The sequence below is a fragment of the Brachybacterium saurashtrense genome (assembly GCF_003355475.1).
Lineage (GTDB): Bacteria > Actinomycetota > Actinomycetes > Actinomycetales > Dermabacteraceae > Brachybacterium > Brachybacterium saurashtrense.
The window spans coordinates 2,024,220-2,038,869 of the sequence record NZ_CP031356.1; the positions used below are offsets into that span (position 1 = coordinate 2,024,220).

The following is a 14,650-nucleotide window of genomic DNA, read 5'->3' on the forward strand; positions in this document are numbered from 1 at the left end:
CTCACCGACCCACCAGGTTCTGGCCGCACACCCGCAGCGTCTCGCCGCGGATGCCGCCGGCCTCGGCGGAGCACAGGAAGGCGATCGCTTCGGCGACGTCCACCGGCAGGCCGCCCTGCTGCAGGGAGTTCATGCGCCGGGCGATCTCGCGGGTCACGGCGGGGATCTTCGCGGTCATCTCGGTCTCGATGAATCCCGGGGCGACGGCGTTGGCGGTGCCGCCGACGGCCTCGAGGCGCGCGGCCAGCGCGTCCACGAATGCCATCACCCCGGCCTTGGACGCGGCGTAGTTGGTCTGGCCGCGGTTGCCGGCGATGCCGCTGGTGGAGGCCAGGGAGACCACGCGCGGCGCCTCGCCCAGCACGTCCCCGGCCTCGAGGAGCGCCTCGGTGAGCGCGATCTGGCTGGAGATGTTCACCGCGAGCACGGGGTCCCAGCGCTCGGGGGTCATGTTGGCCAGCAGCTTGTCGCGGGTGATCCCCGCGTTCAGCACCACCGCGTCGAGGGTGAGGCCCCGTTCGCGCAGGAAGGCCACCAGCCGCTCCCCGGCCCCGTCGGAGATGACGTCGAGCTGGATCGGCACCGCGCGCAGCTCGTTCGCGAGGCGCGACAGCTCCGTGCCGGCGCCCGGCACGTCGAGCACCACCACCCGCGCCCCGTCGGCCGCGAGGGTGCGGGCGATCGCCGCGCCGATACCGCGCGCCGCCCCGGTCACCAGCGCGGTGCGCCCGGCCAGCGGCAGGGAGCGATTCTCGGTCTCGCCGCCGGCGGCGGAGGAGACGGTGAGGAACTGGCCGGTGACGAAGGCGCTGCGGGCGGAGAGGAAGAACCGCAGGGCCCCCAGCACGCCGGGGGCGTCGAGCGCCACGCCGTCCTCGACGAGCACGCCGTTGGCGGTCGCGCCGCCGCGCATCTCGTGGGCGAGGGAGCGCAGGAAGCCCTCCACGCCGCCGCGGGCCGCGTCCCGGGCGGGCTCCTCCGCCCCGGCCGGGCGGGAGATCGTCACCACGCGCGCCCCGGGGGCGAGGCTGCGCATCGCGCCGGCCAGGGGCAGCACCAGCGGGCCGAGCTCCGACGGGGCGGCGAGCTCGTCCATCACCAGGATCACCGAGCCCACGCTGCGCAGCTCCTCGAAGCGGCGGCGCACGTCCGTCCCCTCCTCGAGGAGCAGGTGCGCGATCGCGTCGGCGCCGGCGGAGTCGCCGAGCACCACGACGGGGCCGAGCACCGGCTCGGGGCGGCCCTCCCGGCGGCGCAGGCGGGCGGGACGGGGCAGCCCCAGCTGCCTGGCGAGGGCGCCGCCGGGGGCGGAGCGGACGAAGCGGGTGTAGGCATCGGTCATCGGGACCTCCAGGGTCGATGCGGCCGCGGGGCGACCGGACGGGGTGCGCGGGCGGGGCGGGCGGGAACTGCGCCGCCGGGGCGGGCGGGAACTGCGCCGACGGCGCTCACGCCACGGACTCGAGCAGCATCACGGTGCCCTGCCCGGCGGCGGCGCACACCGAGATCAGGCCGCGCTGCACCTGGCCCGTCTCCTGCGCCCGCTGGTGCAGGAGCTTGGCAAGGGTGGCGACGATCCGCCCGCCGGTCGCGGCGAAGGGGTGGCCGGCGGCGAGCGAGGAGCCGGTGACGTTGAGCTTCTCGCGGTCGATGGCGCCCAGGGCGCCGTCGCGACCCAGCCGGGTGCGGCAGAACTCCTCGTCCTCCCAGGCCTTCAGCGTGGTGAGCACGGTGGAGGCGAAGGCCTCGTGGATCTCGTAGAGATCGAGGTCCTGCAGGGTGAGGCCGTTGGCGTCCAGCAGCTCGGGGACCGCGTAGGCCGGGGCCATCAGCAGGCCCTCGTCCCCGTGCGCGAAGTCGACGGCGGCGCTGCGGGCGTCGACCACGCGGGCCAGCGGGGTGAGCCCGTGCTCCGCGGCCCAGTCCGCGCTGCCCATCAGCACCGAGGAGGCGCCGTCGGAGAGCGGGGTGGAGTTGCCGGCGGTCATGGACGGCTCGGCGACCTCCGGGGACTTCACGCCGAACACGGGCTTGAGCGACGCGAGCTTCTCGAGGGTGGAGTCGGGGCGCAGGTTCTGGTCGCGGGCCAGGCCGCGGTATCCGGTGACGAGGTCGTCGAGGAATCCGGCGTCGTACGCGGCGCCGAGCTTCTGGTGGGAGGCGAGTGCGAGCTCGTCCTGGGCCTGGCGGGAGATGCCCCACTGGGCGGTGGTCAGCGCCTGGTGCTCGCCCATGGACAGGCCCGTGCGGGGCTCGCCGTTGCGGGGCGGGACCGGGGCGAGGTCCGCCGGACGCAGCGCGGAGAGGGCCTTGACGCGCTGCATCGGGGTCTTCGCGGCGAAGGCGCGGTGCAGGATGCGGCGCAGCCGCGGGGTGACCTCGATCGGGGAGTCGGAGGCGGAGTCCACGCCGCAGGCGATGCCGGAGTCGATCTGTCCCAGGCGGATCCGGTTGGAGACGTGCAGGACGGTCTCGAGGCTGGTGGCGCAGGCCTTGGACATGTCCACCGCGGGAGTGCGGGGATCCAGCGGGGTGCCCAGCGCGCTCTCGCGAGTGAGGTTGAGGTCCCCGGCGAGCTTCAGCACGGCGCCGCCGGCGACCTCGCCCAGCTTCTCGCCCTGCAGGCCGTACCGGGCCACCAGGCCCTCGAGCGCCGCGGTGAGGAGGTCCTGGTTGGAGATGCCCGCGTAGGGGCCGCCCGAGCGGGCGAAGGGGAGGCGGTTGCCGCCCAGGATCAGGGCGTCGCGCGGGGCGTCGGGGTGGGTCACGTCGGGCACCTCTTCGTGGTCGATGCGTGCAGTCGCGGTGGGGCGGTTCGGCGGCGCCGCCGGGAGGATCTCGCCGGATCCGGCGCCAGGAGCACTTTACATAGAACCGCGGGTACTTGATACCCTAGGTTCTGTGAACGCGACGACGCAAGCCCCCGTGGACGGCCGCTCGGCCCGCTGGGCCCGCCACCGGGCCGAGAGACGCGCCGAGCTGCTGGACGTGGCCCGGCACCTCATCCATGAGCAGGGGCCGGACGTGACGATGGAGGACATCGCCGCCGCCTCCGGCACCTCGAAGTCCATCGTCTACCGCTACTTCGAGGACAAGGCGCACCTCCAGCGCGCGCTGGGCCGCAGCATCCTTTCCACGATGCACGGCAAGCTGCTGGAGGAGATGTGTACCCTCGAGGCCCGCCTGGGCCGCGAGGCGGGCGCCGACGAGCGCATCCACGCGATGATCCGCGCCTACGTGGAGACCGCGCAGCGCTCCCCCGGCGTGTACCGCTTCGTGACCCGGCCCAGCGACGGGCTGAACCACTTCCTCGCCGCGGTGTCGCGACTGGTCGCGACGTTCCTGCCCGAGGAGGTCCCCGCGCCGCAGGTGTGGGCGCACGGCGCCGTCGGCTTCGTGGAGCGGGCGGTGGACACCTGGATGACCGCGCAGGACGCCGCCGCGCGCGCGGCGGCCGACGGGTCCGGCCCCGCAGCTCCCTCGCCCGACCTGTCCGCGCCCGACGCGACCGCGCCCGACGCGACCACGCCCGACCCGACCGATTCCGACGTTCCCCTCCCCGGGACCGGCACCGAGGCCGCTCCCGCACCGCTCACCGCCGATCAGCTGGTCACCCATCTGGTCACCTGGCTCATGAAGGGACTGCACGCATGACCACCGATTCCCGCACCCACACCCCCACCGCCCCGCGCTCCGCCGCGAGCGCCGACGAGGCCGCCTCCCCCACCCCGACCGGGCCGATCCCGGTCCCGCCCGGCGGTGCGCCCCGCCTCGACGTCGAGCTCGTCTCCGAGGCGCTGCTGGGCCGCTGGGCCGAGACCCGCCGCGACGCCCGTGAACGCGCCGCACGGCCGGAGATGCACCGCCCGCTCGACGCCAGCGTCGCCGAGCACCGCGAGCGGGTCTTCGGCCAGCTGCAGACCCTCGCCGAGGAGCAGGTCTCCCTGCCGATGCTGCCCGAGCACCTCGGGGGCCCCAATGACAACGGCGCGAACGTCGCGGGCTTCGAGGAGCTCGTAGTCGCCGATCCGTCCCTGCAGATCAAGGCCGGCGTGCAGTGGGGACTGTTCACCTCCGCGATCGTGCAGCTGGGCGACGAGGAGCAGCAGAAGGCCTGGGTGCCGAGCGCCATGAGCCTCGAGACCCCCGGCGCCTTCGCGATGACCGAGATCGGCCACGGCTCCGACGTGCAGTCCCTCGCCACCACCGCCACCTTCGATCCCGAGGGCGGGAAGGACGGCGAGTGGGTGATCCACACCCCGTTCCGCGCCGCCTGGAAGGACTACCTGGGCAACGCCGCGATCCACGCCCGTGCCGCGACCGTGTTCGCGCGCCTGATCACGAACGGCGTGGACCACGGCGTGCACTGCTTCTACGTGCCCGTGCGCGATGCGGAGGGGAATCTGCTGCCGGGCGTGGCGAGCGAGGACGACGGCGAGAAGGGCGGCCTGAACGGCATCGACAACGGCCGCCTCGCCTTCGACCACGTGCGCGTGCCGCGCCGGAATCTGCTGAACCGCTACGGGGACGTGGCGCCGGACGGCACCTACTCCTCCCCCATCGAGTCCCCCGGGCGTCGCTTCTTCACCATGATCGGCACCCTGGTGCAGGGGCGGGTCTCCCTGGACGGCTCCGCGATCCGCGCCAGCCAGCTCGCGTTGCACATCGCGATCACCTACGCCACCCAGCGCCGCCAGTTCACCGCCGCCGATCCCACCCGGGAGACGGTGCTGATGGACTACCAGGCGCACCTGCACCGCCTGCTGCCCAAGCTCGCCGCCACCTATGCCGGGGCCTTCGCCCACGAGCAGCTGCTGCAGGCGTTCGACGACGTGTTCTCCGGCCGGGAGGACACCCCGGAGGCGCGCGAGGACCTCGAGACCCTCGCCGCCACCCTCAAGCCCACCTCCACCCGGCTCGCCCTGGACACCATCCAGGAGTGCCGCGAGGCGTGCGGCGGCTCCGGCTTCATGGCCGAGAACCAGCTGGTGGGCCTGCACCAGGACCTCGACGTGTACGCCACCTTCGAGGGCGACAACACGATCCTGCTGCAGCTGGTGGCCAAGCGCCTGCTCTCCGACTACACCTCCGAGCTGAAGAACGTGGACCGCGCCGGGATCGGCCGCTTCATCGCCCAGCGCGCCGAGGTGCTCGCCAAGCGCCACACCCCGTGGGCGCGGCTGGGCCAGAGCGTCGCCGACCGCGGCAACGCCCGGCGCGCCTTCGACTCGATGCGCCAGGCCGAGTTCCAGGAGGAGATGCTCGCCGACCGCGCGCGCATCAAGGTGGAGGAGGTGGCGCTCGCGCTGCGCGGCGCGGCCCGCATGAGCCCGGCCGACGCCGCCGCCGAGGTCAACAAGCACCAGGTGGAGATGCTCGACGCGGCCCGCGCGCACGCCGACCTGGTGCGCTGGCGGGCCTTCACCGCCGGGATCGAGACGCTCGAGGAGGAGGGTTCGAAGGCGGTGCTCACCGACGTGCGGGACCTGTTCGGGCTCACCGCGATCAACGACGACCTCGCCTGGTTCCTGCTCAGCGGGATGATCTCCACCCAGCGCGGCCGCCAGATCGAGGGCGACCTGCGCCGTCTGCTGTGGCGCCTGCGGCCGCACGTGCTGGACCTGGTCGCGGCCTTCGACATCCGGCCCGGCCACGTGCGCGCCCCGATCGCGCTGGGCGGCGAGCAGCAGCGGCAGGACGAGGCCGCCGCGTACTTCCGCGCCCAGCGGGCCCGCAATGACGCGCCGGTGAGCGAGAAGGCGCTGCGGGACCGCGCGAAGAAGGCGGCCCGCGCGCGTCGCTGACCCGGCGGTGCGCGGCCGGCGCGCGGCCGATGCGCACGGCCGACGGGTGCGGTCCGGGTCTCGCCACGGGGCTCGGACTGCACCCGTCGGCCGTGCCCTCGTAGACTGTGGGGGCCGCCCGACGTCCCGTCGCCGGCGGATGCCCAGCCCTCGTGATGAACGGACCCCACCGAGCGATGACCGCTGAGAACGTCTCCTCCTCCCCCCGCGGCCGGTCGGCGGACGTCGACACCGTCGAGCACGCCGCCGCCACCCCCGAGCAGGCCCAGCCCTTCGCGGAGCTCGGGCTCAAGGAGGACGAGTACGCCTCCATCCGCGAGCTGCTGGGCCGCCGGCCCACCAACGCGGAGCTCGCCATGTACTCGGTGATGTGGTCCGAGCACTGCTCGTACAAGTCCTCCAAGAAGCACCTGCGCACCTTCGGGAAGCACACCACCGACGCGATGCGCGAGAAGCTCCTGGTCGGGATGGGCGAGAACGCGGGCGTGGTGGACATCGGCGACGGCTGGGCGGTGACCTTCAAGGTCGAGTCCCACAACCACCCCTCCTACGTCGAGCCCTACCAGGGAGCGGCCACGGGGGTGGGCGGCATCGTGCGCGACATCATCTCGATGGGCGCCCGTCCTGTCGCGGTGATGGACCAGCTGCGCTTCGGCGCGATCGACCACCCCGACACCGCCCGCGTGGTGCACGGCGTGGTCTCCGGCGTGGGCGGCTACGGCAACTCCCTGGGCCTGCCGAACCTGGGCGGCGAGACGGTGTTCGACGCCGCCTACCAGTCCAATCCGCTGGTGAACGCCCTGGCGCTGGGCGTGATGCGGCACGAGGACATCCACCTCGCCTCCGCCACCGGCGCCGGCAACAAGGTGGTGCTGTTCGGCGCCCGCACCGGCGGGGACGGCATCGGCGGCGCCTCGATCCTCGCCTCGGAGACCTTCGAGGAGGACGGCCCCGTCAAGCGGCCCAGCGTGCAGGTGGGCGACCCCTTCATGGAGAAGGTGCTCATCGAGTGCTGCCTCGAGCTGTTCGCGGCGGGCACCGTCGAGGGCATCCAGGATCTCGGTGCCGCGGGGATCTCCTGCGCCACCAGCGAGCTGGCCGCCAACGGCGGCTCCGGCATGCACATCCACCTCGAGGAGGTGCTGCTGCGGGACCCCAGCCTCAACGCCGGCGAGATCCTCATGAGCGAGTCGCAGGAGCGCATGATGGCGGTGGTGAGCCCGGAGAAGCTCGCCGAGTTCCAGGCCATCGCCGCCAAGTGGGACGTCGAGGCCGCGGTGATCGGCGAGGTGACCGGCGACGGCCGCCTCACCATCGATCACCACGGCGTGCGGATCGTGGACGTGGATCCCGCGACCGTGGCGGTGGACTCCCCCGTCTACGACCGCCCCTACGCGCGGCCGGACTGGCAGGACGCCCTCCAGGCCGACGCCGCCGAGGCGCTCCCCCGGCCCGCCGGCGCCGAGGAGATCGCCGCCCAGCTCCGCACCCTCATCGCCTCCCCCACCCTCGCCTCGAAGGGCTGGATCACCGACCAGTACGACCGCTACGTGGGCGGCAACACGGCGCTGGCGATGCCGGACGACGCCGGCGTGCTGCGCATCGACGAGGCCACCGGGCGCGGCATCGCCCTCGCCACCGACGCGAACGGCCTGTACACGAAGCTCGACCCCCGCACCGGCGCGCAGCTCGCGCTCGCGGAGGCGTATCGCAACGTCGCCACCGCCGGGGCCACGCCCCTGGCGATCACGGACTGCCTGAACTTCGGCTCCCCGGAGGACCCGGGCCCGATGTGGCAGCTGGTCGAGGCGATCGGCGGGCTCGCCGAGGCCTGCGAGACCCTCGAGGTGCCCGTCACCGGCGGCAACGTCTCCCTGTACAACTCCACCGGCGAGCCGGGCCGGATCGACTCCGCGATCCACCCCACCCCCGTGGTGGGCGTGCTGGGCGTGTTCGAGGACGTCTCGCGCCGCGTCCCCTCCGGCTGGCAGGACGAGGGCCAGGCGGTGCTGCTGCTGGGCGCGACCGCCGAGGAGCTCTCCGGCTCCGCCTGGGCCGACGTGATCCACCAGCACCTCGGCGGGCTGCCCCCGCGCGTGGACCTCGAGAAGGAGCGCGCCCTCGCGACCGTGCTGATCGCCTCCTCGCAGCAGGGCCTCGCGAGCGCCGCCCACGACCTCTCCGAGGGCGGCCTCGCCCAGGCGCTGGTGGAGTCGACCACGCGCTTCGGGGTCGGTGCGCACGTGGACCTCGCCGCGCTGCGCGAGCGCGACGGCGTGGACCTCGCCTCCGCGCTGTTCTCCGAGTCGCAGGCGCGTGCGCTGGTCGCCGTGCCCGCCGCGCAGGAGGAGGCGCTGACCGCCCTCGCCGCCGAGCACGGCGTGCCCGTGCTGCGCCTGGGCACCACCGGCGGGGAGGCGCTCACGCTCGCGGGCGTGGGCGAGTTCGCCGTCTCCGAGCTGCGGGAGCTGCGGGAGGGCACCCTGCCGCGGTACTTCGGCTGAGCCGGTGCGGCAGCAGCCGCGCTGACACGACGACGGGGGCGTGCGGGCCGATGGCCTGGACGCCCCCGTTCGTCGTCTCCGGCGGCGCCCGGAGCCCCGGTCACCTCGCCGAGGTCTCCGGGACGGCGCGGTTCAGCCGATCACGCCCTGGAAGCGGGTCAGCAGCGCGGCCAGACGCTCATGGTTCACCGGGTCGCCCGGCTTGAACCAGCGGCCCCAGCCTGCGGAGATCTCCGTGTCCGCCATCCAGGCGATCTCGGTCGCATACGCCGAGCTGCTGGAGACGTCCGCGAACTCGTAGGCCCGCTGCGGAGACCACCGCGGGCTGCCGGCGCCGCGGTAGAGGAAGCGGGAGAGCTCATCGCGCCGCACCGCCCGTGAGGGACGGAACGTGCCGTCGCTGTAGGGCTCGAGGATGCCCTGCGCGTGCGCCCAGGTCACCTCGCGGTACTGGGCATGGCGCGGCGTGATGTCCGTGAACGGGGAGCGGGTGGGCGGCGTGAAGCGCGGCGAGCCCAGGAGCCGGTACAGGAAGGTGATCGCCTGGTTGCGCGTGGTGTCGTCCTTGACCCGGAACTCCCTGCCCGGCCAGCCGGGGATGATCCCCTGCTCGTGCAGGTCGTGGATCTCCAGGAAGTACCGGTGGGTGAGGGGGACGTCCACGAAGTACGGCGTGACGAAGCGGTTGCGGTAGTTCTCCCGCACCGCCATCCCGGCCTCGAAGCGCTGGGTGTAGCGGTCGTCGGCGTGCACCACGTCCTCCAGCGGCCGGCCCCAGTGAGGCCGCCAGCTGCGGCGGATCGAGTCCGTGGTGGTCGCCGCCCGGGCCGGGAGCCCCGGGCCGGAGACGATGAGACCGTCGGAGAGGCGGGTGATGGTGTGATCGCCCTCCTTCTGCGCGGACATCAGCACGCTGCCCAGCGTGGAGGCACCGCCGTGATCCACGAAGGCGCGCAGGTGGTACCGCCATCCGGAGTCGATCCGGGTCTGGATCCCCCAGCGCAGGTCGTCCATCGCGCTGTAGAGCGCATCCCCGGGGCAGGAGGTCCAGTTCACGTCGCGGTGGCCGAAGAACCTCGGCAGCGTCACGCGGGTGCCGCGATCCCAGCGGGTGCCGTTCACACCGACCGTCCAGGAGGAGGTCTCGTGGACGTCGGCGAGGAAGGTGGACAGCAGCTTCCAGGCCGCCACCTGCATCACGGCCTCCCGCGCCTCGGCGCTGGCCTGCAGCGAGGAGTGGTCGCCCATCACGGAGATGCCGAAGCTGCCGGTGTTGAAGCCCAGCGCGTGGGCTCCGTTGATGTTGCGGGTGAGACCGCCGTGCCGCCCCTCGTAGATCTGCCCGTAGCGGTCCACGAGGACGTTGTAGCCGATGTCCGCCCAGCCCAGCACCCGCACGTGGTAGTCGAAGATGCCGCGGATCTGCTGCGCGGCCTGGGACGGCGAGTAGTTGTTCGTCCCCGCGGTGTGGTGGAGCACCACGGACTGCAGGGCGGTCGCGGAGGACGTGGAGCGCACGGCGCCCTCGTCCGCGCCCCACTGCGCGCGGGTGATGAGGGTCGGCGCGCCGGGGATCCCGAGGTCACGCGGCACCAGCGCCGTCGGCGGCACCGGTCCCAGGGCCGGCACCGCCGTGCCCCGGGTGCCCGTGCCGCCCACGCCGCCGCCGTCCGAGGGTCCGGTGGTGCCGCCGCCGTCCGACGGGCCCGTGGCACCGCCGCCGTCGGAGGGCCCAGGGTCCGAGCTCTGCTCCCCGCCCTCCTGCGGCTCGGGGGCCGCGGACTCCTCGGCGACCCGCTCCGGGTTCTCCTGCGACGCCGTCGGGTCCGCTGGGTCCGCCGGCGTGCCGTCCGCGCCACGGCCCTCGCCAGCGCGCTCGCGCGCGACCTCGTCGGCCGGGATCCCACCCTCGTCCAGCGCCATCGGCGCCTGCTTCGGATCGGCGGGGAAGTCGATGAGGTGGGCGTACAGCCCCTCGGTGACGTCCGCGCCGTCGAGCTCGCCGATCACCTCCACCTCGGTGACGTCCGCGAAGAACACCGGCTCGGTGCCGCTGCTGCGCACCCCGGTGTCGAGGTCGACGGCGACCTCGAGCTCGTGCCACGGGCTCCAGGCGCCGTCCACCTGGAGGCCGCGCACGGAGACCGCCGGCTCGACATCGCCCTCGTCCCAGGTGATGCCCACGAGCGCCGCGGGATGCCCCACCACGCGACGCACCGGGTGCCCGTCGCGCTCCACGAGCTCGGCGTCGCGCAGGGCGACGGCGGTGGTGCGCGGCTCGGCGGCGCGCCGACCGGTGCCGCCCTCCGCCGGGGGCCGGTCCTCCTCGGCGCCGCGGGAGTCCTTCTCGCCGTCGGCACGGGCGACGCCCGTGGCCAGCAGCGCGGAGCCGGCGAGGGCCGAGCCGGCGATCAGCGAGCGGCGGCGCACGGCGGCGCGGGCCGGCCCATCGGTCCCGCCTGCCGCGGCGCGGGGCGAGGCCGCGGAGGCGGGAGGGACGAGGGCGGTGCGGCGAGCAGGGGGCGTCGGCGAGGAGGAAGGACGCTGAGACATGGGGGTCACTCCGGGGGAAGACGATCAGGCCGCCGGACATGCGCGCGAAGTGCGGCTCGTGCACAGCCACCCCGCTGCACGACGACCGCACACACCGTACTCCACCGAACGGTCACGATTCTCCCCCGGTGCGGTCATGAGCACACCGCAGCACATAGCGGCGCGCCGCGATGGCGAGGGCTCCGCCCGGCACCGTCACTCCCACGGCGCACGCCGCACCGCACCCCGCGCCCCGGCGCGTCGCCGGCGCGTCGCCGGCGCCACGACCGTCCCTCGACGGGGCCGACCGATCGGTCGGGAGAGGCGGGCCCGTACGGGACGACGAGGGCGGTCCGTCGGGATCTCTCCCGTCGGCCCGCCCTCGTCGTCAGGCAGGATCAGACGCTGCTCAGGCGTCGTCCTCGGCGGCCGTCGCGGCCTCCTCGCGCTGCGGCGCGGTGCTCTCCTCGGAGGTGGTCTCCTCGGCGGCGGCGTCCTCGGCCGGGGCGGCGTTCTTCGCGGCGCCCTCGGCCTCCTTCACCACGGCCTGCTTCGGGGAGTACTCCTCGGTGACCAGCTCGATGACGGCCATCGGGGCGTTGTCGCCCTTGCGGGGGCCGATCTTCGTGATGCGGGTGTAGCCGCCCGGACGCTCCGAGAAGCTCGGGGCGATCTCCTCGAACAGCGCGTGGACGACGCTGCGGTCGCGGATGGTCTCCATCACGCGACGGCGGGAGGCGAGGTCGCCCTTCTTCGCCTGGGTGATGAGACGCTCCGCGTGGGGGCGCAGGCGCTTGGCCTTGGTCTCGGTGGTGGTGATCGCCTTGTGGCGGAACAGCTCGGTCGCGAGGTTCGCGAGGATCATCCGCTCATGCGCGGGGGATCCGCCGAGGCGCGCGCCCTTGGTGGGTGCAGGCATGGTCGTTCTCCTTGGTGAAAATCTGGATCAGTACTGGTCGCCGAAGTCGTCGGAGTAGGAGTCCAGGGCCGACGGGTCGAAGCCGGCCGGGGAGTCCTTCAGCGACAGTCCGAGCTCGGCGAGCTTCGCCTTGACCTCGTCGATGGACTTCTGGCCGAAGTTGCGGATGTCGAGCAGATCGGCCTCGGAACGGGCGGTCAGCTCGCCGACGGTGTGGACACCCTCGCGCATCAGGCAGTTGTACGACCGCACCGTGAGGTTGAGGTCGTTGATCGGCAGCGCCAGATCGGCGGCCAGCGCCTGATCCGTGGGCGAGGGGCCGATCTCGATGCCCTCGGCCTCCTGGTTCAGCTCGTGGGCCAGACCGAACAGCTCCACCAGGGTCTTGCCCGCGGAGGCCATGGCGTCACGCGGGGTGATGGCCGGCTTGGTCTCGACGTCCACGATCAGACGGTCGAAGTCGGTGCGCTGCTCGACACGGGTCGCCTCGACCTTGTAGGTCACCTTCAGCACCGGCGAGTAGATGGAATCGACCGGGACCCGGCCGATCTCGCCGTCCACGCCCTTGTTCTGCGCGGCGGAGACGTAGCCGCGACCGCGCTCGACGATCAGCTCGATCTCCAGGCGGCCCTTCTCGTTGAGGGTCGCGATGTGCAGGTCCGGGTTGTGGATCTCCACGCCGGCCGGCGGGGTGATGTCCGCGGCGGTGACGCGGCCCGCCTCCTCGCGGCGCAGGTACATCACGACGGGCTCGTCGTTCTCCGAGGAGACCACGAGGTTCTTGATGTTGAGGATGACCTCGGTGATGTCCTCCTTGACGCCGGGGACGGTGCTGAACTCGTGCAGCACGCCGTCGATGCGGATCGAGGTGACCGCGGCGCCGGGGATGGAGGACAGCAGCGTACGCCGCAGGGAGTTGCCGAGGGTGTAGCCGAAGCCCGGCTCGAGCGGCTCGATGACGAACCGGGAGCGGTTCTCCGCCACGACCTCTTCGGTCAGCGTGGGGCGCTGTGCAATGAGCACTGTGGATCCTTTCCGCGAGCGTCCGCCATATGACGCTCAGAAGGGGGCGATGGGCCTGATGGGTGACGGGTGTCCGGGGTGCGGGCGCGGGACGGCCGCGCGGCGCACGGGACGGCCGGGGCGGAGCGTGGAGGCTCCGCCCCGGCCGACGGGCTCAGACGCGGCGGCGCTTCGCCGGGCGGGTGCCGTTGTGCGCCTGCGGGGTGACGTCCTGGATGGACCCCACCTCGAGGCCGGTCGCGGTGAGCGAGCGGATAGCGGTCTCGCGGCCCGAACCGGGGCCCTTGACGAACACGTCGACCTTCTTCAGGCCGTGCTCCTGCGCCTGGCGCGCGGCGGCCTCGGCGGCCATCTGCGCGGCGTACGGGGTCGACTTGCGCGAGCCCTTGAAGCCGACCTGGCCGGCGGAGGCCCAGGAGATGACGGCACCGGTCGGGTCCGTGATGGACACGATCGTGTTGTTGAACGTGCTCTTGATGTGGGCCTGGCCGTTGACGATGTTCTTCTTGTCCTTGCGGCGCGGCTTGCGCGCGGCGGCCTGACGGGTCTTGGTTGCCATGCGGCAGAACTCCTCTGGTGGTGTGGGGTGCGCCGGATCCCTCGGCGGCGCGACGTGACTGCGGGCTCCCCCGGCGCAGGGCCGGGCGGCCGATCAGCGCTGAGCGCGGATCAGCGAGCCTTCTTCTTGCCGGCGACCGTGCGCTTGGGGCCCTTGCGGGTGCGCGCGTTGGTCTTGGTGCGCTGACCGCGCACGGGCAGGCCGCGGCGGTGGCGCAGCCCCTGGTAGCTGCCGATCTCCACCTTGCGGCGGATGTCGGCGGCGACCTCACGGCGAAGGTCACCCTCGACCATGTAGTTCGCCTCGATGTGATCGCGGAGCTTGACGAGGTCCTCGTCGCTCACCTCGCGCACTCGCTGGTCGCCGGCGACCCCGGTCGCGGCCAGGGTCTCGAGGGCGCGGGTGCGTCCCATGCCGAAGATGTACGTCAGGGCGACTTCGAGGCGCTTCTCGCGCGGAAGGTCCACTCCCACCAGACGTGCCATGTGCAGATTCTCCTACTGTCTCGGAGGCCTGATCCGATCCCTCGCCCTCGGGTCCGTGCCCGGGACGCCGCAGCCTCCGTACTGCGGGTGGCCGGCTCGCGCCGGTGGGGTCGTCTCTTTCCTTGTGGTGCCCGCGGGGCGGGCGGTGCCCCGTGGGGCGTGCCGCGCTGGGCGGCGGTCACGGCTGGCGCCGGGACGGGCGGATCGCTCCGCTCAGCCCTGGCGCTGCTTGTGACGGGGGTTCGAGCAGATGACCATGACGCGCGAGTGGCGACGGATCACCTTGCAGTTGTCACAGATCGGCTTGACGCTCGGCTTGACCTTCATTGCGTTCCTTCTCCCGGGACGATCACTTGTAGCGGTACACGATGCGGCCCCGGTCGAGGTCGTAGGGGCTCAGCTCGACGACCACGCGGTCCTCGGGAAGGATGCGGATGTAGTGCTGGCGCATCTTCCCGGAGATGTGCGCGAGCACCATGTGCCCGTTGTCGAGCTCGACGCGGAAGCGCGCGTTCGCGAGCGCCTCCGTGACCGTGCCCTCGACCTCGATCACGCCGTCCTTCTTCGCCATGCCTCCCCAATCTCCCGCCTCCGGCGATGCCGGGGCCGAGTTCCGCGTTCCTGACTTCTCAGGCCGTGCTCACCGGCCGTCGGGTGACGGCGCGATGGTCGACGTGGGTGCCGCTCGGCGAGTCGACGGTTTCGCTGCTCGAGCCGGCGGAGCCGGCTCGGGCGTCGGCGCTACGGGACTGCACGACCTGCGAGGAGGTCGACGCACACGGTGCACACCCGATGGACCAGCCTACACGCGAGGTCTGGTTCAG

At 73.0% G+C, this 14,650-nt stretch carries 12 protein-coding genes; 3 read left to right on the top strand and 9 right to left on the bottom strand.

Translation table 11 applies throughout. The features are described from left to right. Position 1: 1 nt before the first annotated feature. Both DWV08_RS09220 and DWV08_RS09225 read right to left on the bottom strand, forming a co-directional pair. Positions 2-1,342: a 3-oxoacyl-ACP reductase gene (locus tag DWV08_RS09220; RefSeq protein ID WP_115413516.1), complete on the bottom strand. Its 1,341-nt coding sequence runs from the start codon at positions 1,340-1,342 to the stop codon at positions 2-4. Positions 1,343-1,448: 106 nt separating this feature from the next. After that, positions 1,449-2,768 carry an acetyl-CoA C-acetyltransferase gene (locus DWV08_RS09225; RefSeq protein ID WP_115413517.1) on the bottom strand — a complete coding sequence of 440 codons (1,320 nt, stop codon included), beginning with the start codon at positions 2,766-2,768 and terminating at the stop codon, positions 1,449-1,451. Between the two features lie 133 nt (positions 2,769-2,901). Between DWV08_RS09225 and DWV08_RS09230 the strand changes: the two genes are divergently transcribed. The 3 genes from DWV08_RS09230 to purL all read left to right on the top strand — a co-directional run bounded on the left by DWV08_RS09230 (position 2,902) and on the right by purL (position 8,308). Then, positions 2,902-3,654, top strand: a complete 753-nt coding sequence (locus tag DWV08_RS09230; protein ID WP_115413518.1) for a TetR/AcrR family transcriptional regulator — start codon at positions 2,902-2,904, stop codon at positions 3,652-3,654. Continuing rightward, positions 3,651-5,804, top strand: a complete 2,154-nt coding sequence (locus DWV08_RS09235) for an acyl-CoA dehydrogenase family protein (RefSeq protein WP_115413519.1) — start codon at positions 3,651-3,653, stop codon at positions 5,802-5,804. Before DWV08_RS09230 ends, DWV08_RS09235 begins: the two co-directional genes overlap by 4 nt. Positions 5,805-5,980: 176 nt before the next feature. After that, complete coding sequence (purL, locus tag DWV08_RS09240; protein ID WP_115413520.1) at positions 5,981-8,308, top strand: phosphoribosylformylglycinamidine synthase subunit PurL; 2,328 nt, start codon at positions 5,981-5,983, stop codon at positions 8,306-8,308. Between the two features lie 132 nt (positions 8,309-8,440). Here purL and DWV08_RS09245 read toward each other — a convergent pair whose 3' ends face one another. The 7 genes from DWV08_RS09245 to infA form a co-directional block, all read right to left on the bottom strand. Then, a complete protein-coding gene (locus DWV08_RS09245) occupies positions 8,441-10,861 on the bottom strand; it encodes an S-layer homology domain-containing protein (protein WP_127097455.1) in 2,421 nt (806 codons plus the stop codon). Between the two features lie 388 nt (positions 10,862-11,249). Then, complete coding sequence (rplQ, locus tag DWV08_RS09250; protein WP_115413522.1) at positions 11,250-11,759, bottom strand: 50S ribosomal protein L17; 510 nt, start codon at positions 11,757-11,759, stop codon at positions 11,250-11,252. Positions 11,760-11,786: 27 nt separating this feature from the next. Next, entirely contained in the window at positions 11,787-12,782 is a 996-nt protein-coding gene (locus DWV08_RS09255; RefSeq protein WP_115413523.1) for a DNA-directed RNA polymerase subunit alpha, read from the bottom strand. Between the two features lie 154 nt (positions 12,783-12,936). Next, the gene (gene rpsK, locus DWV08_RS09260) at positions 12,937-13,341 is read right to left on the bottom strand and encodes a 30S ribosomal protein S11 (RefSeq protein WP_115413524.1); all 405 of its coding nucleotides are present in this window, start codon (positions 13,339-13,341) and stop codon (positions 12,937-12,939) included. Between the two features lie 110 nt (positions 13,342-13,451). Then, positions 13,452-13,826 carry a 30S ribosomal protein S13 gene (gene rpsM, locus DWV08_RS09265; protein ID WP_115413525.1) on the bottom strand — a complete coding sequence of 125 codons (375 nt, stop codon included), beginning with the start codon at positions 13,824-13,826 and terminating at the stop codon, positions 13,452-13,454. A gap of 213 nt (positions 13,827-14,039) precedes the next feature. After that, a complete protein-coding gene (gene rpmJ, locus DWV08_RS09270; protein ID WP_010532506.1) occupies positions 14,040-14,153 on the bottom strand; it encodes a 50S ribosomal protein L36 in 114 nt (37 codons plus the stop codon). A 22-nt stretch (positions 14,154-14,175) separates the two neighbouring features. Beyond that, on the bottom strand, positions 14,176-14,397 hold the full coding sequence (gene infA, locus DWV08_RS09275; RefSeq protein ID WP_010550308.1) for a translation initiation factor IF-1: 222 nt from the start codon (positions 14,395-14,397) through the stop codon (positions 14,176-14,178). Between the last annotated feature and the right edge of the window lie 253 nt (positions 14,398-14,650).

Excerpts from the sequence above, each read along its gene's own strand:
- rplQ (WP_115413522.1), bottom strand. The coding sequence starts at position 11,759 with ATGCCTGCACCCACCAAGGGCGCGCGCCTCGGCGGATCCCCCGCGCAT.
- DWV08_RS09220 (WP_115413516.1), bottom strand. The coding sequence starts at position 1,342 with ATGACCGATGCCTACACCCGCTTCGTCCGCTCCGCCCCCGGCGGCGCC.
- infA (WP_010550308.1), bottom strand. The coding sequence starts at position 14,397 with ATGGCGAAGAAGGACGGCGTGATCGAGGTCGAGGGCACGGTCACGGAG.
- rpsK (WP_115413524.1), bottom strand. The coding sequence starts at position 13,341 with ATGGCAACCAAGACCCGTCAGGCCGCCGCGCGCAAGCCGCGCCGCAAG.
- rpsM (WP_115413525.1), bottom strand. The coding sequence starts at position 13,826 with ATGGCACGTCTGGTGGGAGTGGACCTTCCGCGCGAGAAGCGCCTCGAA.
- rpmJ (WP_010532506.1), bottom strand. The coding sequence starts at position 14,153 with ATGAAGGTCAAGCCGAGCGTCAAGCCGATCTGTGACAACTGCAAGGTG.
- DWV08_RS09235 (WP_115413519.1), top strand. The coding sequence starts at position 3,651 with ATGACCACCGATTCCCGCACCCACACCCCCACCGCCCCGCGCTCCGCC.
- DWV08_RS09245 (WP_127097455.1), bottom strand. The coding sequence starts at position 10,861 with ATGTCTCAGCGTCCTTCCTCCTCGCCGACGCCCCCTGCTCGCCGCACC.
- purL (WP_115413520.1), top strand. The coding sequence starts at position 5,981 with ATGACCGCTGAGAACGTCTCCTCCTCCCCCCGCGGCCGGTCGGCGGAC.